The following is an 18,920-nucleotide window of genomic DNA, read 5'->3' as shown; positions in this document are numbered from 1 at the left end:
CGCCGGCGGCACCCGCCGAGCCCAAGGTGCTGATCAGCGAGGTGGTGGTCAATGGCCTTGAGGGTCACCCGGAGCGCGAAAGACTGGAGCTGGCCGTCTATGACGCCATGGTTGTGCGGCCCGGCAGCCGCGTTTCCCGCTCCGAGCTGCAGACCGATCTCGCTGCGATCTATGCCAGCGGCTGGTTCTCGGATGTGCGGATTCAGCCGGTCGACGGCCCGCTCGGCGTGCAGCTGGTGGTGATCGCCACCGCCAATCCCGTTTTGCAGAAGGTGGAGCTCGACACCGCCAAGGCCAAGCTTCCTGCCGAGGTTCTCCAGGACACCTTCGCCGCCGACGTCGGCAAGACCCTGAACCTCAACACCCTGCAGGGCCGTCTGCAGGAACTGCAGAAGTGGTACGCCGACCAGGGCTACTCCCTGGCCAGGATCACCGGCCCCAGCCGCGTCAGTCCGGAGGGTGTGGTTCTTCTGGCGGTCCGGGAGGGAACAGTCCAGGCGGTGGAGGTGCAGTTCCTCGACAAGGAGGGCTCCGCCACCAACGAAAAGGGTGAGCCGATCCGCGGCAAGACCAAGCCCTGGGTGGTCAGCCGCGAGATCTCGATCCTGCCGGGCCAGACCTTCAACCGCCGCAACCTCGAGGAGGACATCAAGCGCCTCTACGGCACCGGGCTGTTTGCCGATGTCAAGGTGACCCTGCGGCCCGTTCCGGCCCAGCCTGGTGAGGTGGTGATCGTGCTTGGGGTGGTGGAGCAATCCACCGGCTCCCTCTCCGGCGGCCTGGGTTACAGCCAGAGCCAGGGTGTGTTCGGCCAGGTGCAGCTCCAGGACAGCAACCTGAGGGGTCGAGCCTGGGATGTGGCCCTCAACTTCACCTATGGCCAGTTCGGCGGCCTGGCCGACCTGTCCTTCACGGATCCGTGGATCAAGGGGGATAAATACCGCACAGCTTTCCGTGCCCGCCTGTTCATCAGCCGGGATGTGCCGCAGATCTACCAGAGCCAGGAAAACGGCAACATCAACACCGCCTCGGATTTCTACGAAGCTCCTGGCACCAGCCTGGCTTACAACATCAACTCCGATAACAACCCCGAAGGCCGGCGCTTCGACTCGGTTGGTGAAGCCGAATCCGATTCCCCGGGGAACAGCTGGTTCGATTACGACGGCAACTCGATCGCGATCCAGCGGGTGGGCGGCAACATTCAGTTCGTGCGGCCGCTCAATGGTGGAAATCCCTTCAGGAAGGCCCTCTGGAGTCTGGTGGTGGGGGCCAGTGCCCAGGAGGTGAGGCCGATCAACTTCGCCGGTGAATCCATGCCCTTCGGTGTGAGCACCAACAACTTCGACGGTTCCGAGGCTCCGATCGAGAACGTGGTCTGCGTGGCGTTCAACTGCGCCACCACCAACCAGTTGGTGGCGGTGCGGGTGGCTGCCACCCGCAACACGCTCAACGATCCCCGCAATCCCACCTCCGGCAATTTTCTCAGCCTCAGCACGGAGCAGTTCGTTTCGGTCGGGCCCGATTCACCCACCTTCAACCGCCTGCGCGGCAGCTATTCCTATTTCATTCCAGTCAACTGGCTGCGGTTTTACAAGGGCTGTCGGCCGAAACCCGGTGAGGCGGCCGACTGCAAGCAGGCCCTGGCCTTCCAGGTCTCGGCCGGCACCAACGTCGGCGACCTGCCCCCCTACGAGGCCTTCTGCATGGGCGGCTCCAACTCGGTGCGGGGCTTCGCCGACTGTGACCTCGGGGTCGGCAAGAGCTTTGGCGAAGCCACGATCGAGTACCGCTTCCCGCTGTTCTCCGTCGTGAGTGGATCGTTCTTCGTGGATGGCGGCACCGATTTCGGCTCCCAGGCCAGTGTCCAGGGCAATCCAGGTGGTCTGCTGGCAAAACCGGGCAGTGGCTTCTCGGTGGGCACCGGTCTGATCGTCACCACTCCGGTCGGTCCACTCCGGCTGGAGGTCGCCAGCAAGGACTTCAGCGGTGATTGGCGCTTCAACCTCGGTGTCGGCTGGAAGTTCTAGCCATGGACTGGCCCAGCGATTACAGCCAGGCCTGGACCCTGGCGGCACCGGTGGAGCGCTCCGGGGTGGGCCTGCACAGCGGCAACCTCTGCCGGGTGCGCCTCGAGCCCAGTGATCAGCCAGGTTTTCAGCTGGGCTGGCTGGATCAGCCGGGCAGCGCTGTCAGCCGGCTTCATCCCGGCCTGGTGTGCGAAACCCAGCTGTGCACCGCCCTGAGGCTTGATCAACGCCGCCTCGCCACGGTGGAGCATCTGCTGGCAGCCCTGGCTGGGACGGGCCTCAGCCAGGTGACGATCCTGGTTGAAGGGGATGAGGTGCCGCTGCTGGATGGCTCCGCACTGTCGTGGGTGGAGGCGATCGCCGAAGCGGGCCTCCAGCTGGTGGGTGAGCGGGAGCCGTTGCAGGAGCTCGCTTCACCGCTCACCCTGCAGCAGGGCCGGAGCTTCGTGACCGCCCTGCCCAGCCTCCAGCCCTGGCTGGGAGCGGCGATCGAGTTTCCCCAGGCGGCGATCGGCCGACAGTCCTTTTCCCTGGAGCTCACGCCTCGGCGCTTCGTTGAGGAGATCGCCCCGGCCCGCACGTTCGGCTTTCGCGAGCAGGTGGAGCAACTGCAGGCGGCGGGGCTGATCAAAGGTGGGAATCTGGGCAATGCCCTGGTCTGTGATGGCCAGCAGTGGTTGAATCCTCCTTTGCGCCTCGAACAGGAGCCGGTGCGCCATAAGCTGCTGGACCTGCTGGGCGACCTGGCGCTGGTGGGCTTGCCTCGAGCCCAGGTGTTCGCATACCGCGGTTCCCATGGGCTGCACACCGCTCTGGCGGCTGCCCTGGCTGCTCACTCCCGATCTGCCTGAAGCCCGTTGACCGTTTCTCTTGCCGGCTCACCCCTGCTCACCAGTGAGCAGATCCTCAATCTGTTGCCCCACCGCTACCCATTTGCCCTTGTGGACCGGGTGGTCGAACATGAGCCTGGTAAGCGGGCGGTCGCCATCAAGAACGTCACCCTCAACGAGCCCCATTTCCAGGGCCATTTCCCGGGTCGTCCGATGATGCCGGGGGTGTTGATCGTCGAGGCGATGGCCCAGGTGGGGGGACTGATCATTGCCCAGATGCCTGAGTTGCCGAAGGGGCTGTTCGTCTTCGCCGGGATCGACGGGGTGCGGTTCCGGCGGCCGGTCGTGCCTGGCGATCAACTGCGGATCAGCTGTGAGCTGCTGGCCATCAAGCATCGGCGGTTCGGCAAGGTGAGGGGAGAGGTCACGGTCGATGGACAGCGCGTCTGTTCAGGAGAACTGATGTTCTCTCTGGTGGACTGAGGCGATGACCAGCGCAGCCGTGGAAACCTCGATCCATCCCACCGCCTTGGTCGATCCCCGCGCCAAGCTGGCTGTCGGCGTGGCGATCGGGCCGTTCTCCGTGATCGGCCCTGAGGTGCAGATCGGTCCCGGCAGCCGGATCGGGCCCCATGTGGTGATCGAAGGCCGCGTTCGGATGGGTGCCCGCAACCGGGTTTTCCCCGGGGCCTGCATCGGCCTCGAACCCCAGGACCTCAAATACAACGGGGCCCCCACCGAAGTGGTGCTCGGTGACGACAACACGATCCGGGAATGCGTCACGATCAACCGGGCCACCGCCGATGGCGAGCAGACCAGGCTGGGCAGCGGCAATCTGCTGATGGCCTACTGCCATGTCGGCCACAACTGTGAACTGGGCGACGGCATCGTCGTGGCGAACAGCGTGGCGATCGCCGGCCATGTGGTGATCGGCGACCGGGCCGTGATCGGCGGGGTGCTCGGCATCCATCAGTTCGTCCACATCGGCACGCTGGCGATGGTGGGCGGCATGAGCCGCATCGACAGGGACGTGCCCCCCTTCGCCATCGTCGAAGGCCACCCCGGACGGCTGCGGGGGCTCAACCGCATCGGCCTGCGGCGCAGCGGCCTGGCCGAACGGGCCGCCGGTGCCGAACTCAGGCAATTGCAGGAGGTCTGGAACCGCCTCTACCGCGGCGACGAGGTGCTGGTCCAGGCCCTCGCCCGCATCCGCCAGGACGAGCTGCTGCCGGCGGCGGAGCAGCTCTGCAGCTTCCTTGAAGCCTCGATCACCCCCGGACGCCGCGGTCCCCTGCCGCCCCATCGCTGATGGTGCGCTTGCTGATCAGCACCGGCGAGGTGTCGGGGGATCTGCAGGGTGGGTTGCTGATCCAGGCGCTCCATGCCGAGGCCAGGCGCCGGGAGCTCGACCTCGAGATCATCGCCCTGGGTGGGGAGCGGATGGAGAGGGCCGGTGCCCGGCTGCTGGCCAATACCGCGCCGATGGGTGCCATGGGTCTGTGGGAGGCACTGCCGCTGGTGCTCCCCACCCTGCGGCTGCAGCGGCGGGTCGGCAGGTTGCTGCGCCAGACCCCACCGGATGGGGTGGTCCTGATCGACTACATGGGAGCGAATGTGAGCCTCGGTCTCAAGTTGCGGCGCCAGCTGCCGGGGGTTCCGATCACCTACTACATCGCCCCCCAGGAGTGGGCTTTCCGGATCGGCGAGGGGGGCAGCACCCGGCTGATCGGTTTCACCGACCGCATCCTCTCGATCTTTCCCGAGGAGGCCCGCTTCTACGGCGAACGGGGGGCCGATGTGACCTGGGTGGGCCACCCCCTGCTCGACACGCTGGGTGACCTTCCCGGCCGCGAGGAGGCCCGCCGTGAGCTGGGCCTCCTCGCGGAAGAGCGCCTGCTGCTGCTGCTGCCCGCCTCCCGCAGCCAGGAGATGCGCTATCTGGTGCCCACCCTGGCGGCGGCGGCGGCGGAACTGCAACGGCTGCGGCCAGGCCTGCGGGTGATGGTGCCGGCCGGTCAGGCCGCCTTCGAGGCGCCGCTGGCGGCGCTGCTCCGCCAGGCCGGCGTGCAGGCCGAGGTGGTGCCCGCCTCGGACGCCGATCGGCTGCGGCCCGTTCTCTCCGCCGCCGCCGATCTGGCGCTCACCAAATCGGGCACCGTGAATCTGGAGCTGGCCCTGCGGGGGGTTCCCCAGGTGGTGGGATATCGCGTCAGCCGTCCGACGGCCTGGCTGGCCCGCCACCTGCTGCACTTCCGGGTCGACCATATTTCGCCGGTCAACCTGGTGCTGGGGGAGCGCCTTGTTCCGGAACTGCTCCAGGAGTCGTTCACAGCGGCGGCCGTGGTGGCTGCGGCCCTTCCCCTGCTCGATCCCGGTGAAGCCCGTGAGCGGATGATCGAGGGCTATGGGCGCCTGCGCCTCTGCCTCGGTGAACCTGGTGTCACCGGGCGGGCCGCCGTCGAGATCCTCGATCACCTGGCGATGGCGCAGCCGTCAGCAGCGGCGGCTGCGTTCAGCCCGGCAGGATGAGTGGATGGCCTCCACCAGCACCCCCGAGCCGATCCTGCCGATGCAACCGAGCCGAGCCTGGAAGTCCCGGCTGTGGTCAGGGGTCGCCCGTCCGCTGCTGCTGGGGCTGCTGCTTCTTGTCGTCGCCGCCGCACCCGCCCAGGCGGCGATCGAGGAGGCGGTGTTCGCCGGCGGCTGCTTCTGGTGCCTTGAGCACGATCTGGAGGGGCTCCCAGGCGTGGTGGAGGCAGTGAGTGGCTACAGCGGCGGCTCCAGGCCGAACCCCACCTACCGCCAGGTGACGGCTGGGGGTACGGGCCACCTGGAAAGCGTGCTGGTTCGCTTCGAGACCAGCCGCATCAGCTATCCCACCCTGTTGCGCGCCTACTGGCGCAACGTCGATGCCCTCGATGGGGGCGGCCAGTTCTGTGATCGTGGGGCCTCTTACCGGCCGGCGATCTTCACCAGGGGAACGCGACAACAGGAGCAGGCCCAGGCCAGCCTTCAGGAGGCGGCCCGGGAGCTCAGGCAGAACCCGAGCTCGATCCGGGTGCAGATCCGTCCGCTGCAGCGCTTCTGGCCCGCCGAGGGATACCACCAGAACTACGCCGAGCAGAACAAGCTCAAATACAACTACTACCGCTGGTCGTGCGGCCGTGATCAGCGGCTCAATCAGGTCTGGGGCAGCAGGGCCCGCAGTTCCGTCCCATGGGCTGGAGCCAGGCCCTGAAGCCTGTTCAGAACGCTTCGATGTGCCTAGGGTGGAAATCCCAGACGGGAGGGTGGCGGATGTATCTACTGACGATTCGCGATGGTTTGACCACTCGGCACATCGGACCCTATGAGAGCCCGAAACAGGCTGCCGACGACCTGGAACGGCTGAGCAGCAGCCTCGGCGAGCGGGCTCGCTGGCAGATCCATGCCCTGGAATCACCCGAAACCCTGCTGGCAGCCCTCGAACCGGTCGCGATCTGAGCGGCAGGATCGAGCTGCAACCGAGCGAAACCGGGGCGAGGCTTCAACGGGCATTCCTGGGGTAGCCCCGCAGCAGGCCGCTCTCCACCATCAGCCCCACGCCGGCCACCACGCAGATCAGCCCGAGGGTGCCATACCAGAACCAGGGCCCGGCCGGCGAGACCATCTGGTTCAGCAGGGCCACCTTCTGCAGGGTCCGGCGGGTCACGGCCTCACCGACCAGGCACAGGCCCATCGGCAGCAACAGCACCCCGAGCTGGGCGCCCAGATACCAGCGGATCTTCTGAACGGCCATGGCCTCGCTCTGGAGCGTCTGCAGCCAACCTAGGCGCGGCCACCCTGGCTCACCCAGTTCACCAGGGTGCGCACCCCGAAGCCGGTGGCTCCGGCCGGATCCAGCCCCCGTCCCTTGTCGCTCCAGACGGTGCCGGCGATGTCCAGGTGGGCCCAGGCCGTGGCCGGGTCTACGAAGTCCTGCAGAAACAGGGCGGCGGTGATCGAACCGCCAGGCCGTGGGCCGGTGTTCTTCAGGTCGGCCACCGGGCTCTTGAGGCCCTCCTTGTAGGAGGCCTGGAGCGGCATGCGCCAGAACTGCTCACCGCCCTGGCGGCCGGCGTCCAGCAGGGCCGCGGCCAGTTCGTCGCTGGGGGACCAGAGGCCGGCGATCTCCTCACCCAGGGCGATCACGCAGGCGCCGGTGAGGGTGGCCAGATCAACGACCGCATCGGGCTCAAGGCGACTGGCGTAGACAAGCGCGTCGGCCAGGGTGAGCCGGCCCTCGGCATCGGTGTTGTTGATCTCGATCGTCTTGCCGTTGGAGGCGGTGAGAATGTCGCCGGGATGGATGGCGTTGCCACTGATCATGTTTTCGCAGGCGGCCACCAGCACATGGACCTCCACGTCGGCCGGCCGCAGTTCGGCGATGGCCCGGGCGGCGCCGAGCACGGCGGCGCTGCCGCCCATGTCGTACTTCATCATCTCGATCTGGGAGCCTGCCGTCTTGAGGTTGTAGCCGCCGGAATCGAAGGTGACGCCCTTGCCGATCAGCACCAGTCGGCGGCTGGCCCCGTCGGCTGGCCGGTAGGTGAGGTGAATGAACTTGGGAGGCAGGCAGGAACCCTGGGCGACCCCGAGGTAAGCGCCCATGCCGAGGGCCTCGCAGTCGGAGCGCTCCAGCACCTTGAGTTCCAGGCCGAACTCCCGGGCGATGGTGGCGGCGGTGTCGGCGAGGGCCTGGGGGGTGACCACGTTCGGAGGGGCCGCCACCAACTGACGTGCCAGCTCCACGCCCGCGCAGGTGGCCTCCAGGCCGGCAAGGCCGGCTGCGGCCGCCTCCGGCAGGCCCAGCAGGGTGACCGTCTGCGGCAGGTGCCGGGGTTCCGGCTCGCTCTTGAAGCGTGGGTCGGTGTAGAGGGTCAGGCGAACCGCCTCGGCCATCAGTCGGGCGGCCATGGCGGGCTCCAGCTCCGCGCTGGGCAGGGCGATGCCGAGCTCGGTGGCCCTGCCGGCGGCTGCCGCCCTGGCAATCGCCGCCACCGCGCTGCGCAGGCCCTGGCCATCGAAGTGGGCCGATTCGCCCAACCCCACCACGATCAGCTGGGCGGGGGAACGATCCAGCAGGGAGAGGCTGAGGGTTTCACCCGGTTTGCCCTTGAACTGGCGATGCTCGAGCAGGCTGATCAGGCCCTCACCGAAGCGGGCCTGCAACAGCTGGCGCGACTCCCCGTCATCGCCCTGGAAGATCCCCACCGCGAGGGTCTCGCCGTCCCATTCGCTCAGGGGGATGGGGGAACAGCGGAACTCCATGGGGCCAGGACTGGGGGCCGTGATCGTAGCGATGCCACCTGGTGCGGCCCTGGCCTGGGGCCGGCCGCGCTCAGGCCGGATCGCTGGTGAACGGCGTGGCCCAGCGCTGGCGGGTCTCCTTGTTGAACGGCGGCAGCCAGCGGCGGATCAGGGCCTGCTCCAGGGCACGACGCGACCTGGCTGCCGCTGGCACATCGCACCAGAAGCGGATGCTGAGCCGGGTGGTCAGCTTGGCCTGCAGCATGGCTTCGGCGTAGGCGGACAGGTAGGTCTTGCAGTCGTGCTCTCCTTTCCAGCGAAGCTCGGCCCGGCCGGTTTCGCCCACATAGAGCAGCAGGGAGGTTTGCAGGTGGGGCGGCTGGTCGATCACCACATAAATGGCCGCTCCCCCCTGGGGCGGCTGGGGCCAGCGCCAGAACTGCAGGCTCTGGGGGGCCAGGGCGAGGGGGTTGAAGCCGCTCGCCAGGCTTTCGGGGCCCGGAAGCTGGCCGGGGAACTCCGGCGGGAACAGCCAGCCCTGTTCCCGGCAGGGGGCTCCGGCCGGATCAGTGGCTGGCCGGGTTGGATCGAACAGCGGCTGCTGAAAATCAGCCAGCCGCCCCTGCCAGGCGACCAACTGGTGCCGGAGCAGCGGCAGGGCAGTGGTTCCGTCGAGCGGATCCGATCCGGAGCCCGGCTCGAATAGTTCTCCCTGCCGGCCCGGGGCCCGGCTCAACGGGAGGGAGGGCCATCACCGGGCCGGGGCAGATCCGGACCCACCGGCCCCTTGCTGAAGCTCACCTTGCCGATCAGGCCCTCCACCAGATCGGCGGGGAGGGCCAGCCGCTGCTGGAGGTCGGCGAGATCCTGGAACGGGCCCCGGCTGCGCTCCCGCACCAGCCGCTGGCAGCGCTGGGCATCGAGGGGCAGACGGTCGTGGAGTTGCTCCACGCCGCAGCGGTTCAGGTCGATCGGGGCGGACCGGGGCGGGGCGGCATCGCCATACCAGCGGAAGGCGAGCAGAGGTTGCCAGCAGCGGATCCGCTCCTCCGGCAGCGTCAACAGCCGTTGCAGATCCTCGACACCGCTCAGCTGCACGCCACCGGCCTGCAGGCGCAGCAACAGGTCCACCTGGCTGGGGGTGCAGCCGGGCAGGCGCAGCCAGTCGGCCGCCGTGGCCCGGTTCACATCGAGGCGCCAGCCCAGGGCCGCCGCCTGCCGCACCTCCTCGGCGTTGCGGAGCCGCAGGCCTGGATTGCCGGCCAGCTTGAGGGCGAGCAGGTCACGCTCGATCGCCTCGGCCTCCGGCTGGTGCGGGCTGGACGGGGGGGGTGCCGGGCGCCCGGCAGGTGCCGGCAACTGGCCTGTGGCGACCAGAAGCCGGCGGGCCATGCCATCCAACCAGTGCCCTTTGGCCATGGTGGCACTCGCCCAAACGCACGTCTGGACTGAAGTTAGCGGTCATTGCCGCCCGATTACGTCAATCCACACTCCCCTGGAGGCGGTGGGCCGCTCAGAATCAACGGCAACGCACCACGCCTGGCCTCTGCCATGGGATTCTTCGAATCCGAAATCGTTCAGGACGAAGCCAAGCGGCTGTTCGGCGATTACCAGCAGCTCACCCAGCTCGGTGGCGACTACGGCAAGTTCGATCGCGCCGGCAAGAAGCTGTTCATCGAGCGGATGGAGGAGCTGATGGATCGCTACCGGGTGTTCATGAAGCGCTTCGAGCTCTCCGAAGACTTCCAGGCCAAGCTCACCGTGGAGCAGCTGCGCACCCAGCTGGGTCAGTTCGGCCTCACCCCTGATCTGATGTTCGTGCAGATGAACCAGACGCTTGAGCGGATGAAGAGCGAGCTGGAGAAAGCCGGCTGAGCAGCGGCGGCGAACAGCCGGACGCCGCTGGGTACGATCCGGCTGGGTCAAGCGATGCTGCCGGGGGATGGCCATGGGTGCTGATGCATTGCCGGGCTGGTTGGAGCGGGGCATGGCCGATCTCTTCCCCACCGGCGCTGAGGACAACCCCGATCAGCGTCTGACGGCCCGGCTGGCGGAAGCGGAGCGCAATGGCCGCCCCCTGCGGGTCAAGCTCGGCATCGACCCCACCGGCACCGACATCCATCTGGGGCACGCGATCCTGTTCCGCAAGCTGCGGGCCTTTCAGGACGCGGGCCACACCGCGGTGCTGATCATCGGTGATTTCACCGCCCGCATCGGCGATCCCACCGGCAAGAACGCCACAAGGGTGCAGCTCGGCGCCGCTGCGGTGGAGGCCAATGCCGCCACCTACCTGGCCCAGCTGGGTGAGGGGCTGCCGAAGGAGCGGGCCCTGCTGGATTTCGAAACCCCCGGCCGACTCGAAGTGCGCCGCAACAGCGAGTGGCTCTCAGGCCTCGATCTGCACAGGGTGATCGAGTTGCTGGGCACCGCCACCGTGGGTCAGATGCTGGCCAAGGACGATTTCTCCAGGCGCTACGGCGGCGGCCTGCCGATCTCCCTGCACGAGTTCCTCTACCCCTTGCTGCAGGGCTACGACTCGGTGGCGGTGCGCTCCGACCTGGAGCTGGGCGGCACCGACCAGAAGTTCAACGTGGCGATGGGCCGGGATCTGCAGCGGCACTTCGGCCAGAAGCCCCAGTTCGCCCTGCTGATGCCGATCCTGCCGGGGCTCGATGGTGTGGCGAAGATGAGCAAGAGCCTGGGCAACACCGTGGGTCTGCGGGAAGACCCGCTCTCCACCTATTCGAAGCTCGAAAAGCTGCCGGACGCGGTGGTGGGCGACTACCTCACCCTGCTCACCGATCTGGAGCAGGCCAGCCTGCCGGCCTCCCCGCGCGAACGTCAGATGGCGATGGCGCTGGAGGTGACCGCCGGGCTGCATGGTGAGGCGGCAGCCCGGGCGGCCCAGCTGGATGCGCGGCAACTGGTGGCGGCGCCCCATGGCAGGGTCGGGATGGCCGGCGCGGCGGGGATTCCAGCGGCACAGGGCGCCCAATCCGTTCCTGAACTGTCTCTGGAGCCCGTGAACTTCCCGGCCAAGGCGTTCTATCTGCTCAGTGCCCTGGGGCTCTGCGTCAGCAGCAGCGAAGCCCGGCGCCAGATCCAGGGGGGTGGCGTGCGCCTGGATGGCGAGAAGCTGGCTGATCCGAACCAGGAGTTCAGCGCCGCCGCAGAGCTGGAAGGAAGAGTGCTGCAACTGGGCAGGAAGACGTTCCGGCGGTTGGTGATCCGATGACCATCTCCCTCAGCCCTGCCGGGCGGATCATCCTGGCGCTCGATCGGCCCGATGCCGCCGCCGCCCTCGAACTGGCCGGCCGGATCCCCGGGTTGCGGCGGGTGAAGGTGGGGCTGGAGCTGTTCACCGCCGCCGGCCCGGCCGTGGTGAGCGCCCTGCGGGAGCGGGGTCTCGGCGTGTTCCTCGATCTCAAGTTCCACGACATCCCCGCCACCATGGCCGGCGCGGTGCGCAGCGCCGCCCGGCTGGGGGCCGAGCTGATCACGGTGCACGCCGCCGCCGGCCATCAGGCCCTGGTGGCGGCCCAGGCGGCGGCGCTGGAGGGGGCCGCCGCCGCTGGTGTGGCGCCGCCAACCCTGCTGGCGGTCACAGTGCTCACCAGCTGGGATCCGGCCTGTTTCGCCGCCGAGCTGGCGATCACCGAGCCGCTGCCCAGCCATGTTCTCCGGCTGGCGGGTCTGGCGGCCTCCGCCGGGATCGGCGGTGCCGTCTGCTCCCCCCTGGAGGTGGCGGCGTTGCGGGCCATCCACCGGGAACCCTTCACCCTGGTGACCCCCGGCATCCGCCCGGCCGGCAGTGGCAGCGGCGATCAGGTGCGGGTGCTCACCCCGGCCGAGGCGATCGCCGCCGGGGCCAGCTTCCTGGTGATCGGTCGGCCGATCAGCGCCGCCGAGGATCCGGCGGCGGCCTTCGAGGCCTGCTGCGCCGAGCTGCAGGCCTGAACCGCCCGGGTAACTGGCTGCGATGCTGGGCTTCATGGTGATGACGCAGGCGGAACCCGTTGATGTCGTGGTGGTGGGAGCTGGCCTGGCGGGGCTGGTGGCGGCGCTGGCCGTGCAGCGGGCCGGCCGCTCGGTGCGCCTGATCGAGGCGGATGCCCGGCTCGGTGGGCGGATGTGCCGGCAGAGCGTGCGGCTCGATGGGGAGCTGACGCCAGGGGGCTGCCCGGACAGCTGGATCGACCTGGGCGGCCAGTGGGTCGGCCCCAGCCAGAGCCGCTTCCTCGCCCTGCTGGATCAGCACGGCATCCGCCGCTTCGACTCTCCCCACGACGGTGAAACGGTGCTGGTGTTCGGCGATTGCCGCTGCACCTTCGCCGGATTCTTCCAGGGTTTCCCCGAAGGCCAGCCGCCGGCCGTGCCAGCCGCCGACTGGGACGATGCCATGGCGGCTCTGGCCCGCTTCCAGGCGCTGGTGGCCCAGTTGCCGGAAGGTCACCCCCACCACCATCCCGCCGCTGCCGAACTGGATCGGCTCAGCTTCCAGGACTGGATCGACGCCCACACCCACACCCCGTTCGCGGCCTGGTATTTCGCCTATTTCTGTCGGGCGGTCGGTTTCCTGGGCCCGGCTGAGCCGGAGCAGGTGTCGCTGCTGCATGTGCTCTGGGGCCAGCGCACCGCTCCCCAGGGCGAGCAGCCGGAGCAGGAGCTGCTGCATGGCGGCGCCGGCCAGCTGCCGGCCCTGCTGGCGGCGCAGCTGGCTGAGGGGGTGGTGCGGCTGGGCGAGCCGGTGCTTGCCGTGCTGCAGCCAACACAGACGTCCGCGGCGGATTGTTTGGTTCGGGTCCAGACCGGCCAGGCGGAGTATCCCTGCCGCGCCGCGATCGTGGCGATGCCGCCGGCGCTGGCGGCGCGGCTCCGTTTCACGCCGGAGCTTCCCGCCGACCGCCAGGAGCTGCAGCAGCAGATGGCGATGGGCGCCTGCGCCAAGCTGCTGATCGTCTATGCCACGCCCTGGTGGCGTGAGCTGGGGCTCTCGGGGATCGCCATCGGCGATCGCCCCTGGGTGGAACTGGTGGCCGACAGCTCCGATCCCGAGACCGGTTGCGGCGTGCTGGCCGCCTTCGTGGTGGGCCACCGCTACCACCGCTGGGCGCCGTTGAGTGAGGCGGAACGGAAGGAGGCGGTGCTGGGCGATCTGGCCGCCTATCTGGGCCCGGCGGCCCTGACGCCTGTGGCCTACGTCGAGAAGGACTGGCCGGCGATGCCGTTCGTGGGTGGCGCCTACGCCGCCTGGATGCCGCCGGGGCTCTGGAGCCGCTGTGGCGATGCCCTGCGCCGGCCCCATGGCCAGGTGTTCTGGGCGGGCACCGAGGTGGCCGAGCGCTGGCCGGGCTTCTTCGATGGGGCGGTGCGCAGCGGTGAGGAGGCCGCAGCGGCGGTGCTGGAGCGGCTGGGCTGATTCGGGCGCAGCCGCTTCCATACTGGAATCCGCCTTCTGTGGCTCCGCAGCTCAGCCGATGCCAAGGATCCTTGCCTGCCTGCTGACCCTGCTGCTCCTGGTCATGGCGCCGTCCGGGGCCCGGGCCGAGGGTGCCCCCTTCTCCCTTCCTCCCCTGCCCTACGGCATCGATGCCCTGGAGCCGGCGATCGACGCCACCACCCTGGCGATTCATCACGACCGCCATCACCAGGCCTATGTGACCAACCTGAACAGCGCCGTGGCAGCGGATCCGTCCTTGCAGGGCCAGGGCCTGGAGGCCCTGCTGAAACGGCCTTCGCGTCGCTCGGCCGCCGTGCGGAACAATGCCGGCGGCCATTGGAACCACAGCTTTTTCTGGGAGTCTCTGGCGCCGCCGGGCCAGGGCGGAGCGCCGTCGCCGGCGTTGCTCGCGGCGATCGATCGGGATTTCGGCTCGTTTGAGCAGTTCCAGGCGGGCTTCAAGGCGGCTGGTCTGCAGCGCTTCGGATCGGGATGGGTGTGGCTGATCGTCAATCCGAAGGGAACGCTTGAGCTGGTGAGCACCGCCAACCAGGACAACCCGCTGATGGATGTCAGTGATCGGCGGGGCATCCCGCTGCTCGGCAACGATGTCTGGGAGCACGCCTACTACCTCCAGTACCAGAACCGCCGCGCCGACTATCTCGAGGCCTGGTGGTCGGTGGTGAACTGGGAGGCGGTGTCGAGGCGCTTCGCGGAGCAGCCGGTCTGATGGGGATGGGCGAGAGCGGCCGTCCAGCGGCATCAGGCGTGATCAAACGGCTCGACCAGGCCCTGTTCGACGCGGTCGCGGACCAGGCCCGTCGATCGCCGCGGCTGCGGTGCAATCACAATTTCCATGCCGAGCCCGAGCCGGTGCAGCGTTTTCTGAATGTGCTGCAGCCCGGCACCTACGTGCGCCCCCACCGCCATCTCCGCCAGGAACCCGGTGCGGCGTTTGAGTGCTTCGTGGTCCTGCAGGGGGCGATCGGCGTGTTGCTGCTCAATGGGGCCGGCGATGTGCTGCTGGGCGAACGGCTTGAGGCGGCCGGTCCGCTGCGGGGCATTGAGCTGGCCGATGGCCAGTTCCACACCCTGGTGGCCCTCCAGCGCGACTCCGTGCTGCTGGAGGTGAAACAGGGCCCCTACATCCCTGCCCAGGACAAGGATTTTCTGCCCTGCTTCCCGGCGGAGGGCAGCCCTGCCGCCGCTGCCCAGGTGCGGGCCTGGACACAGCTGTTCGGCTGAACGGCCCCCTCCGGCCGCCTGGCCGTCAAAGCCCCGCAGACTGTTGACCCCGGTCGGCGATTCCGCCGCCCTTGAGAGCCCCATGCCAAGCGCCAAGGTCCAGGCCGCCCAGCCCGCCCTGGGCTTCATCCAGCCGGCCTACACGCCCTGGCTGCATCGCCTCTGCCGGCTGGCCCTGCCGGCCGTGCTCGGCTCACGGCGGATCGGCATCGGTGCGGTGAGCGGCGTGGTGGAGCTGGCGGAGTTGTGCGCCGCGGCCCAGAACGGTGAGGTGCGCCTGCTGATCGCCTTCCGGCATCCGAGCACCACGGATCCGCTGGTGATGGCCCAGCTGCTCTGGAAGGAGGTGCCCCGGGCGGCCCGCCGCCATGGCATCCGGCTGGCCCATCCGGTGCACAGCCAGTTCCTCTACGACCGGGGAATCCCCCTCTGGGCCGGTGCCGCCGCCGGCTGGATGCTGGCCAGGCTGGGTGGAGTCCCGATCCAGCGCGGCAGGCTCGACCGCCGGGCCTTGAAGACGGCCCGCCATCTGCTCTGCTCGGGCCCTTTCCCCCTGGCGATCGCGCCGGAGGGGGCCACCAACAACCACGACGAACTGCTGGGCCCCCTGGAGCCTGGCCTGGCCCAGATGGCGTTCTGGTGCTGCGAAGATCTCGTGGCCGAAGGGCGGGAGGAGCGGGTTGTGATCGTGCCGGTCGTGCTGCGCTACAGCCTGCTGCATCGGGACTGGGCACCGATCGACCGGTTGCTCACCGCCCTGGAGGGCGTGCTGGGCATCACGCTCCCCCCTGCCGGGGCGCCGGCCCTTCCCACCGAGGAGGCCGACCACCGCTACGGCCGTCTGCTGCGGATCTCCGGCCGCTTGCTCACCCAGCTGGAACACTTCTACCGGCTGGGCAGCGGCGAGGAGCCTGGGCTGACCCCCGGCGATCCCGCCCTCTCGGCCCGCCTGAGCAGGCTCCAGGCAACGGCCCTTGCGGCAGCGGAATCCCACTTCGATCTGCAGCCGAGGGGCACGATCCTGGAGCGCTGCCGCCGGATCGAGCAGGCCGGTTGGCAGGCGATCTACCGCGACGACCTGGCCGCCTGCGCCCCCCTTGAGCGCAGCCTGGCCGACTGGTGTGCCGTCGAAGCGGCCCGCCACCTCGACCACATGCGCCTGGTCGAGTACTTCGCCTCGATGGGAGATGCCTATGTGGCCGAAAAACCCAGCGTCGATCGCTACCTTGAGGTTCTGCTGATCCTGTGGGATGCGATCGCCTGGATCCGGGGCCGGCGGGGCGAGCGGCCGCCGGCCCCGGCGGCGCGGCAGGTGAGGATCATCGTCGGGGAACCGATCGAAGCCGGCCCACGCTTGGCCGACTACCGCCGCGATCGCCGCCTCGCGGTGGATCAGCTGACCGACGTGCTCCGCGCCAGCCTGGAGGCGGCGATGCTCGATTGAGCCAGGCAGGGCCCTGCCGCTTCAGGCGGCCAGCGACCGCAGCGGCACCAGCTGGCCATAGAGCGCTTCGAGAGCCTCGATGTTGCGGGTGAGGGTGTATCTCTCCAGCACCCTGGTCCTGGCCCGGCGCCCCAGTTCGGCGCTGAGCACCGGTTGATCCCGCAGCACCGGCAGCAGGGTGCGCAGCTGGGTGGTGACCCCCTGGGTGCTGATCACGATCCCGGCGCCACCTTCCAGCACCTCCCCGTCGGCGCCGGCATCGGTGGCCACACAGGCGGTTCCGCAGGCCATCGCCTCCAGCAAGGCCAGCGACAGCCCCTCCACCAGGGAGGGCAGCAGGAACACCTCGGCAACCTGGAGCAGGGCCACCCGCATCGCCTGGTCGGCTTCGTATCCCCACCAGGCCACATCCGGGTCGTCGCCGCTGGCCATCAGGGAGCCGCGCAGGGGACCGTCTCCGACGATCAGCAACAGGCAATGGCGTGGCCGCACCAGCCGCCAGGCCTTGAGCAGGGCCTCCACGTTCTTCTCGGTGGCCAGCCTGCCCATGTACAGGAACACGCGCCGACCCTGGAAGCGCAGGCGCAGCTGGGCCAGCTCCCCCGTCCCCCCATGGGCCGGGGCGGGCTGCCAGCGGTCGGTGTCCACCCCGTTCGGGATCACGGCCAGGCGCTCCTCCCGCACCCCCAGCCTGGCCAGCACCTCCGCCTGCCGCTCGGAGAACACGATCACCCGGTCAAAACGGGCCAGGGTCGGTGCGTACAGCTGATAGGTGAGCTGCTGGGTGCCGGCGGTGAGGTTGCGCAGGCTCGCGTCAAAGGCCGGATGGAAGGTGGCCACCAGCGGCACACCCAGGTGCTGGCAGAGATCGGGCAGGCGGAAATCCAGGGGCGACAGGGTGAGGCTGGCGTGGACCAGATCGGGCTTGAGCTGCTCCAGCGATTCCCGCAGCTCCCGCTGCGCCCCGGGCGAGGGGATGGTGTACACCTGCGACTTGACCAGATAGGGCAGGGCCACTTCACGGCTGCCATCTCCAGGTGGCCCGACACCCCTGGCGGATCTCAGGGCCGCCGCCGCGCTCTGCCTGCCATCGGGGTTGAGGGTGTCCCAACCGAGGCCAAGGCCCGTGGAGGGGGTGTCGAAATGGATGAAGCTGATCCGATGACCCCGCTCCCGGAGCCGCTCAGTGGTGGACAAGCCATAGGAGACATTGCCGCAAAACGGAGATTTCTTGCCCAGCCAGGCGATATGGGCCACCTGCCGCCGTTCTTCCGATGAGGAAGATTAGCAGCGCCGCCAGGGACGCTCCAGCAGGGCGGCCACAAAGGCGATGGCGGCCAGAATCCACAGCACCGGCAGCAAGCCGTAGCGGCTCACCACCGTTCCGGCCAGCACCAGCGGCAGGCTGAGGGCGATGTTGATCAGGTTGTTCTGCAGGCCGAACACCTTGCCGCGCATCGGCTCGGGCGTGTCTTCCTGGATGGTGGTCTGAGCTGGGATCGCCAGCAGTGAGGCCCCGATCCCCAGCAGCGTGCAGAGGCCAAGCGTGAAGATCAGGTTGCCGCGCACCTGGCCCAGCAGCACCAGGCTGAAGGCGATCGTGGCCAGGCCCGTAGAGGCCATCACCCGGCGGCTGACGCCATGGCCGAGCTGGGCGACGGCAAGGGCTCCGGTTGCCATGCCCAGACCGCTCATCGCCAGCAGGGTGCCGAACTGGGTGGGTCCAAGGCCCTCGATTGCGCCGGCCAGGCTGATCGCCAGGACATAGAGCGCCGCCAGAATGCTGTAAAGAAGCACCAGGTGCAGCATGGCGCTGCGCACGCTGGTGCGTTCCCGCAGCACCTGGATGCCTTCGGCGATTTCACTCCAGACGCTGGTGCCTTCGGCTTGGCGCGGTTCCTCACGCATCGGAATCGTGCTGATGATGAAGGCCGCCAGGCCGTAGCAGAGCGGCAGCAACAGGAACTCTCCTCCTTTGAAACCCACTTCCGCCAGGCCGTTGCGCAACAGCCTCAGCACCGGATCGCCGAGGGCGAAGCCCACGATCGTGGCCCCCATGCTGGTGGCCTGATAGAGCGAATTCGCCGCCAGCAGCCGCGTGCGCGGCACCAGCAGCGGGATGGCCGCCTGCTCGGCCGGGGCGAAGAACTGGGTGAGCACCGACTCCAGGAAGGTCATCACCACCAGCCACCAGTAGCCCCAGCTCAGGCCGAGCCAGTAGGGCCCCGGCACCAGGGCCAGCGGGGCCAGCGTCACCAGGCCGGCCCGGAGGGCATTGGAGGCCACCATCACCTGCCGCTTGGGCCAGCGATCGGCCCATACCCCGGCCACCGTGCCGAGGAACATGGCCGGCAGGGTGTTCGCCACGTAGATCCCGGTGGCCAGCAGGGTGATCATCTGGGTCCGGGTCTCCAGATCCAGTCGCAGGCTGGCCGCCGCCTCGGCCAGGGCGCCGTTGTCCTGAGGGGTGTCCGTCACCCAGTACTGGGCGATCAGGAACACCATCAGCACGATGTAGAACTTGTCGGCCAGCTGGGAAAAGATCTGCCCCAGCCACAGCCTGCGGAAGCTGGGCAGGGCAAGCACGGCCTCGATCCCCTCCTGCCTGGGCGGCACGGCCTCGGCGGGAGCGGGCGGGGGTGTGGGTCGGGAGAGTCCGCTCAAGG

General features: G+C 68.8%; 20 protein-coding genes. 14 read left to right on the top strand and 6 right to left on the bottom strand.

The annotated features are described in order from the left end of the window. The 7 genes from ACXMDY_RS09235 to ACXMDY_RS09205 all read left to right on the top strand — a co-directional run. The coding region (locus ACXMDY_RS09235) for a BamA/TamA family outer membrane protein (RefSeq protein ID WP_457767572.1) at positions 1-2,027 on the top strand (2,027 nt) is incomplete at its 5' end. A 2-nt stretch (positions 2,028-2,029) separates the two neighbouring features. After that, positions 2,030-2,878, top strand: a complete 849-nt coding sequence (gene lpxC / locus ACXMDY_RS09230; RefSeq protein ID WP_259702101.1) for a UDP-3-O-acyl-N-acetylglucosamine deacetylase — start codon at positions 2,030-2,032, stop codon at positions 2,876-2,878. Positions 2,879-2,911: 33 nt separating this feature from the next. After that, a complete protein-coding gene (gene fabZ, locus ACXMDY_RS09225) occupies positions 2,912-3,340 on the top strand; it encodes a 3-hydroxyacyl-ACP dehydratase FabZ (protein WP_259702198.1) in 429 nt (142 codons plus the stop codon). A 4-nt stretch (positions 3,341-3,344) separates the two neighbouring features. Further along, positions 3,345-4,166, top strand: a complete 822-nt coding sequence (lpxA, locus tag ACXMDY_RS09220; protein ID WP_259702102.1) for an acyl-ACP--UDP-N-acetylglucosamine O-acyltransferase — start codon at positions 3,345-3,347, stop codon at positions 4,164-4,166. Further along, entirely contained in the window at positions 4,166-5,386 is a 1,221-nt protein-coding gene (gene lpxB / locus ACXMDY_RS09215; protein ID WP_259702103.1) for a lipid-A-disaccharide synthase, read from the top strand. The genes lpxA and lpxB overlap by 1 nt, the downstream gene beginning before the upstream one ends. A gap of 40 nt (positions 5,387-5,426) precedes the next feature. Beyond that, entirely contained in the window at positions 5,427-6,095 is a 669-nt protein-coding gene (msrA, locus tag ACXMDY_RS09210) for a peptide-methionine (S)-S-oxide reductase MsrA (RefSeq protein WP_259702199.1), read from the top strand. A 59-nt stretch (positions 6,096-6,154) separates the two neighbouring features. After that, positions 6,155-6,340 (top strand): hypothetical protein, encoded by a 186-nt coding sequence (locus ACXMDY_RS09205; RefSeq protein WP_259702104.1) that lies wholly within the window; start codon positions 6,155-6,157, stop codon positions 6,338-6,340. A 43-nt stretch (positions 6,341-6,383) separates the two neighbouring features. Here the strand turns inward: ACXMDY_RS09205 and ACXMDY_RS09200 are convergent, their stop codons facing one another. The 4 genes from ACXMDY_RS09200 to ACXMDY_RS09185 all read right to left on the bottom strand — a co-directional run bounded on the left by ACXMDY_RS09200 (position 6,384) and on the right by ACXMDY_RS09185 (position 9,544). Continuing rightward, the gene (locus ACXMDY_RS09200; RefSeq protein ID WP_259702105.1) at positions 6,384-6,635 is read right to left on the bottom strand and encodes a hypothetical protein; all 252 of its coding nucleotides are present in this window, start codon (positions 6,633-6,635) and stop codon (positions 6,384-6,386) included. Positions 6,636-6,664: 29 nt separating this feature from the next. Further along, the gene (locus ACXMDY_RS09195; protein ID WP_259702106.1) at positions 6,665-8,146 is read right to left on the bottom strand and encodes a leucyl aminopeptidase; all 1,482 of its coding nucleotides are present in this window, start codon (positions 8,144-8,146) and stop codon (positions 6,665-6,667) included. A gap of 70 nt (positions 8,147-8,216) precedes the next feature. Continuing rightward, positions 8,217-8,861: a GIY-YIG nuclease family protein gene (locus ACXMDY_RS09190; RefSeq protein WP_259702107.1), complete on the bottom strand. Its 645-nt coding sequence runs from the start codon at positions 8,859-8,861 to the stop codon at positions 8,217-8,219. Beyond that, positions 8,858-9,544 (bottom strand): hypothetical protein, encoded by a 687-nt coding sequence (locus tag ACXMDY_RS09185; protein WP_259702108.1) that lies wholly within the window; start codon positions 9,542-9,544, stop codon positions 8,858-8,860. Before ACXMDY_RS09185 ends, ACXMDY_RS09190 begins: the two co-directional genes overlap by 4 nt. A 132-nt stretch (positions 9,545-9,676) precedes the next feature. Between ACXMDY_RS09185 and ACXMDY_RS09180 the strand changes: the two genes are divergently transcribed. The 7 genes from ACXMDY_RS09180 (at position 9,677) to ACXMDY_RS09150 (ending at position 16,254) form a co-directional block, all read left to right on the top strand. Beyond that, positions 9,677-10,000, top strand: coding sequence for a DUF1825 family protein (locus ACXMDY_RS09180; protein ID WP_259702109.1), 324 nt, complete (start codon positions 9,677-9,679; stop codon positions 9,998-10,000). Between the two features lie 67 nt (positions 10,001-10,067). Continuing rightward, positions 10,068-11,360: a tyrosine--tRNA ligase gene (tyrS, locus tag ACXMDY_RS09175; RefSeq protein ID WP_259702110.1), complete on the top strand. Its 1,293-nt coding sequence runs from the start codon at positions 10,068-10,070 to the stop codon at positions 11,358-11,360. Continuing rightward, the gene (pyrF, locus tag ACXMDY_RS09170; protein ID WP_259702111.1) at positions 11,357-12,082 is read left to right on the top strand and encodes an orotidine-5'-phosphate decarboxylase; all 726 of its coding nucleotides are present in this window, start codon (positions 11,357-11,359) and stop codon (positions 12,080-12,082) included. The genes tyrS and pyrF overlap by 4 nt, the downstream gene beginning before the upstream one ends. Before the next feature lie 22 nt (positions 12,083-12,104). Beyond that, positions 12,105-13,544 carry a flavin monoamine oxidase family protein gene (locus ACXMDY_RS09165; RefSeq protein ID WP_259702112.1) on the top strand — a complete coding sequence of 480 codons (1,440 nt, stop codon included), beginning with the start codon at positions 12,105-12,107 and terminating at the stop codon, positions 13,542-13,544. 103 nt (positions 13,545-13,647) lie between these two features. Next, positions 13,648-14,295 (top strand): superoxide dismutase, encoded by a 648-nt coding sequence (locus ACXMDY_RS09160; RefSeq protein WP_259702200.1) that lies wholly within the window; start codon positions 13,648-13,650, stop codon positions 14,293-14,295. A 5-nt stretch (positions 14,296-14,300) separates the two neighbouring features. After that, a complete protein-coding gene (locus tag ACXMDY_RS09155; protein ID WP_259702113.1) occupies positions 14,301-14,810 on the top strand; it encodes a WbuC family cupin fold metalloprotein in 510 nt (169 codons plus the stop codon). A 43-nt stretch (positions 14,811-14,853) separates the two neighbouring features. Then, the gene (locus tag ACXMDY_RS09150) at positions 14,854-16,254 is read left to right on the top strand and encodes a 1-acyl-sn-glycerol-3-phosphate acyltransferase (protein ID WP_457767571.1); all 1,401 of its coding nucleotides are present in this window, start codon (positions 14,854-14,856) and stop codon (positions 16,252-16,254) included. A gap of 21 nt (positions 16,255-16,275) precedes the next feature. On the opposite strand, the gene ACXMDY_RS09145 is transcribed toward ACXMDY_RS09150, so the two are convergent. After that, complete coding sequence (locus ACXMDY_RS09145; RefSeq protein WP_259702115.1) at positions 16,276-17,511, bottom strand: glycosyltransferase family 4 protein; 1,236 nt, start codon at positions 17,509-17,511, stop codon at positions 16,276-16,278. Between the two features lie 27 nt (positions 17,512-17,538). Continuing rightward, on the bottom strand, positions 17,539-18,918 hold the full coding sequence (locus tag ACXMDY_RS09140) for an MFS transporter (RefSeq protein ID WP_259702116.1): 1,380 nt from the start codon (positions 18,916-18,918) through the stop codon (positions 17,539-17,541). Between the last annotated feature and the right edge of the window lie 2 nt (positions 18,919-18,920).

It is taken from the genome of Cyanobium sp. ULC082, assembly GCF_977927535.1.
Note: the sequence above shows the minus strand (reverse complement) of the source record. Positions and strands in the feature narration are given on the sequence as shown.

Coding starts and splice junctions, on each gene's coding strand:
- tyrS (WP_259702110.1), top strand. CDS start 10,068: ATGGCCATGGGTGCTGATGCATTGCCGGGCTGGTTGGAGCGGGGCATG.
- ACXMDY_RS09180 (WP_259702109.1), top strand. CDS start 9,677: ATGGGATTCTTCGAATCCGAAATCGTTCAGGACGAAGCCAAGCGGCTG.
- lpxB (WP_259702103.1), top strand. CDS start 4,166: ATGGTGCGCTTGCTGATCAGCACCGGCGAGGTGTCGGGGGATCTGCAG.
- ACXMDY_RS09165 (WP_259702112.1), top strand. CDS start 12,105: ATGCTGGGCTTCATGGTGATGACGCAGGCGGAACCCGTTGATGTCGTG.
- ACXMDY_RS09195 (WP_259702106.1), bottom strand. CDS start 8,146: ATGGAGTTCCGCTGTTCCCCCATCCCCCTGAGCGAATGGGACGGCGAG.
- lpxA (WP_259702102.1), top strand. CDS start 3,345: ATGACCAGCGCAGCCGTGGAAACCTCGATCCATCCCACCGCCTTGGTC.
- pyrF (WP_259702111.1), top strand. CDS start 11,357: ATGACCATCTCCCTCAGCCCTGCCGGGCGGATCATCCTGGCGCTCGAT.
- ACXMDY_RS09185 (WP_259702108.1), bottom strand. CDS start 9,544: ATGGCCAAAGGGCACTGGTTGGATGGCATGGCCCGCCGGCTTCTGGTC.
- ACXMDY_RS09160 (WP_259702200.1), top strand. CDS start 13,648: ATGGCGCCGTCCGGGGCCCGGGCCGAGGGTGCCCCCTTCTCCCTTCCT.
- ACXMDY_RS09155 (WP_259702113.1), top strand. CDS start 14,301: ATGGGCGAGAGCGGCCGTCCAGCGGCATCAGGCGTGATCAAACGGCTC.
- msrA (WP_259702199.1), top strand. CDS start 5,427: ATGCAACCGAGCCGAGCCTGGAAGTCCCGGCTGTGGTCAGGGGTCGCC.
- lpxC (WP_259702101.1), top strand. CDS start 2,030: ATGGACTGGCCCAGCGATTACAGCCAGGCCTGGACCCTGGCGGCACCG.
- ACXMDY_RS09205 (WP_259702104.1), top strand. CDS start 6,155: ATGTATCTACTGACGATTCGCGATGGTTTGACCACTCGGCACATCGGA.
- ACXMDY_RS09200 (WP_259702105.1), bottom strand. CDS start 6,635: ATGGCCGTTCAGAAGATCCGCTGGTATCTGGGCGCCCAGCTCGGGGTG.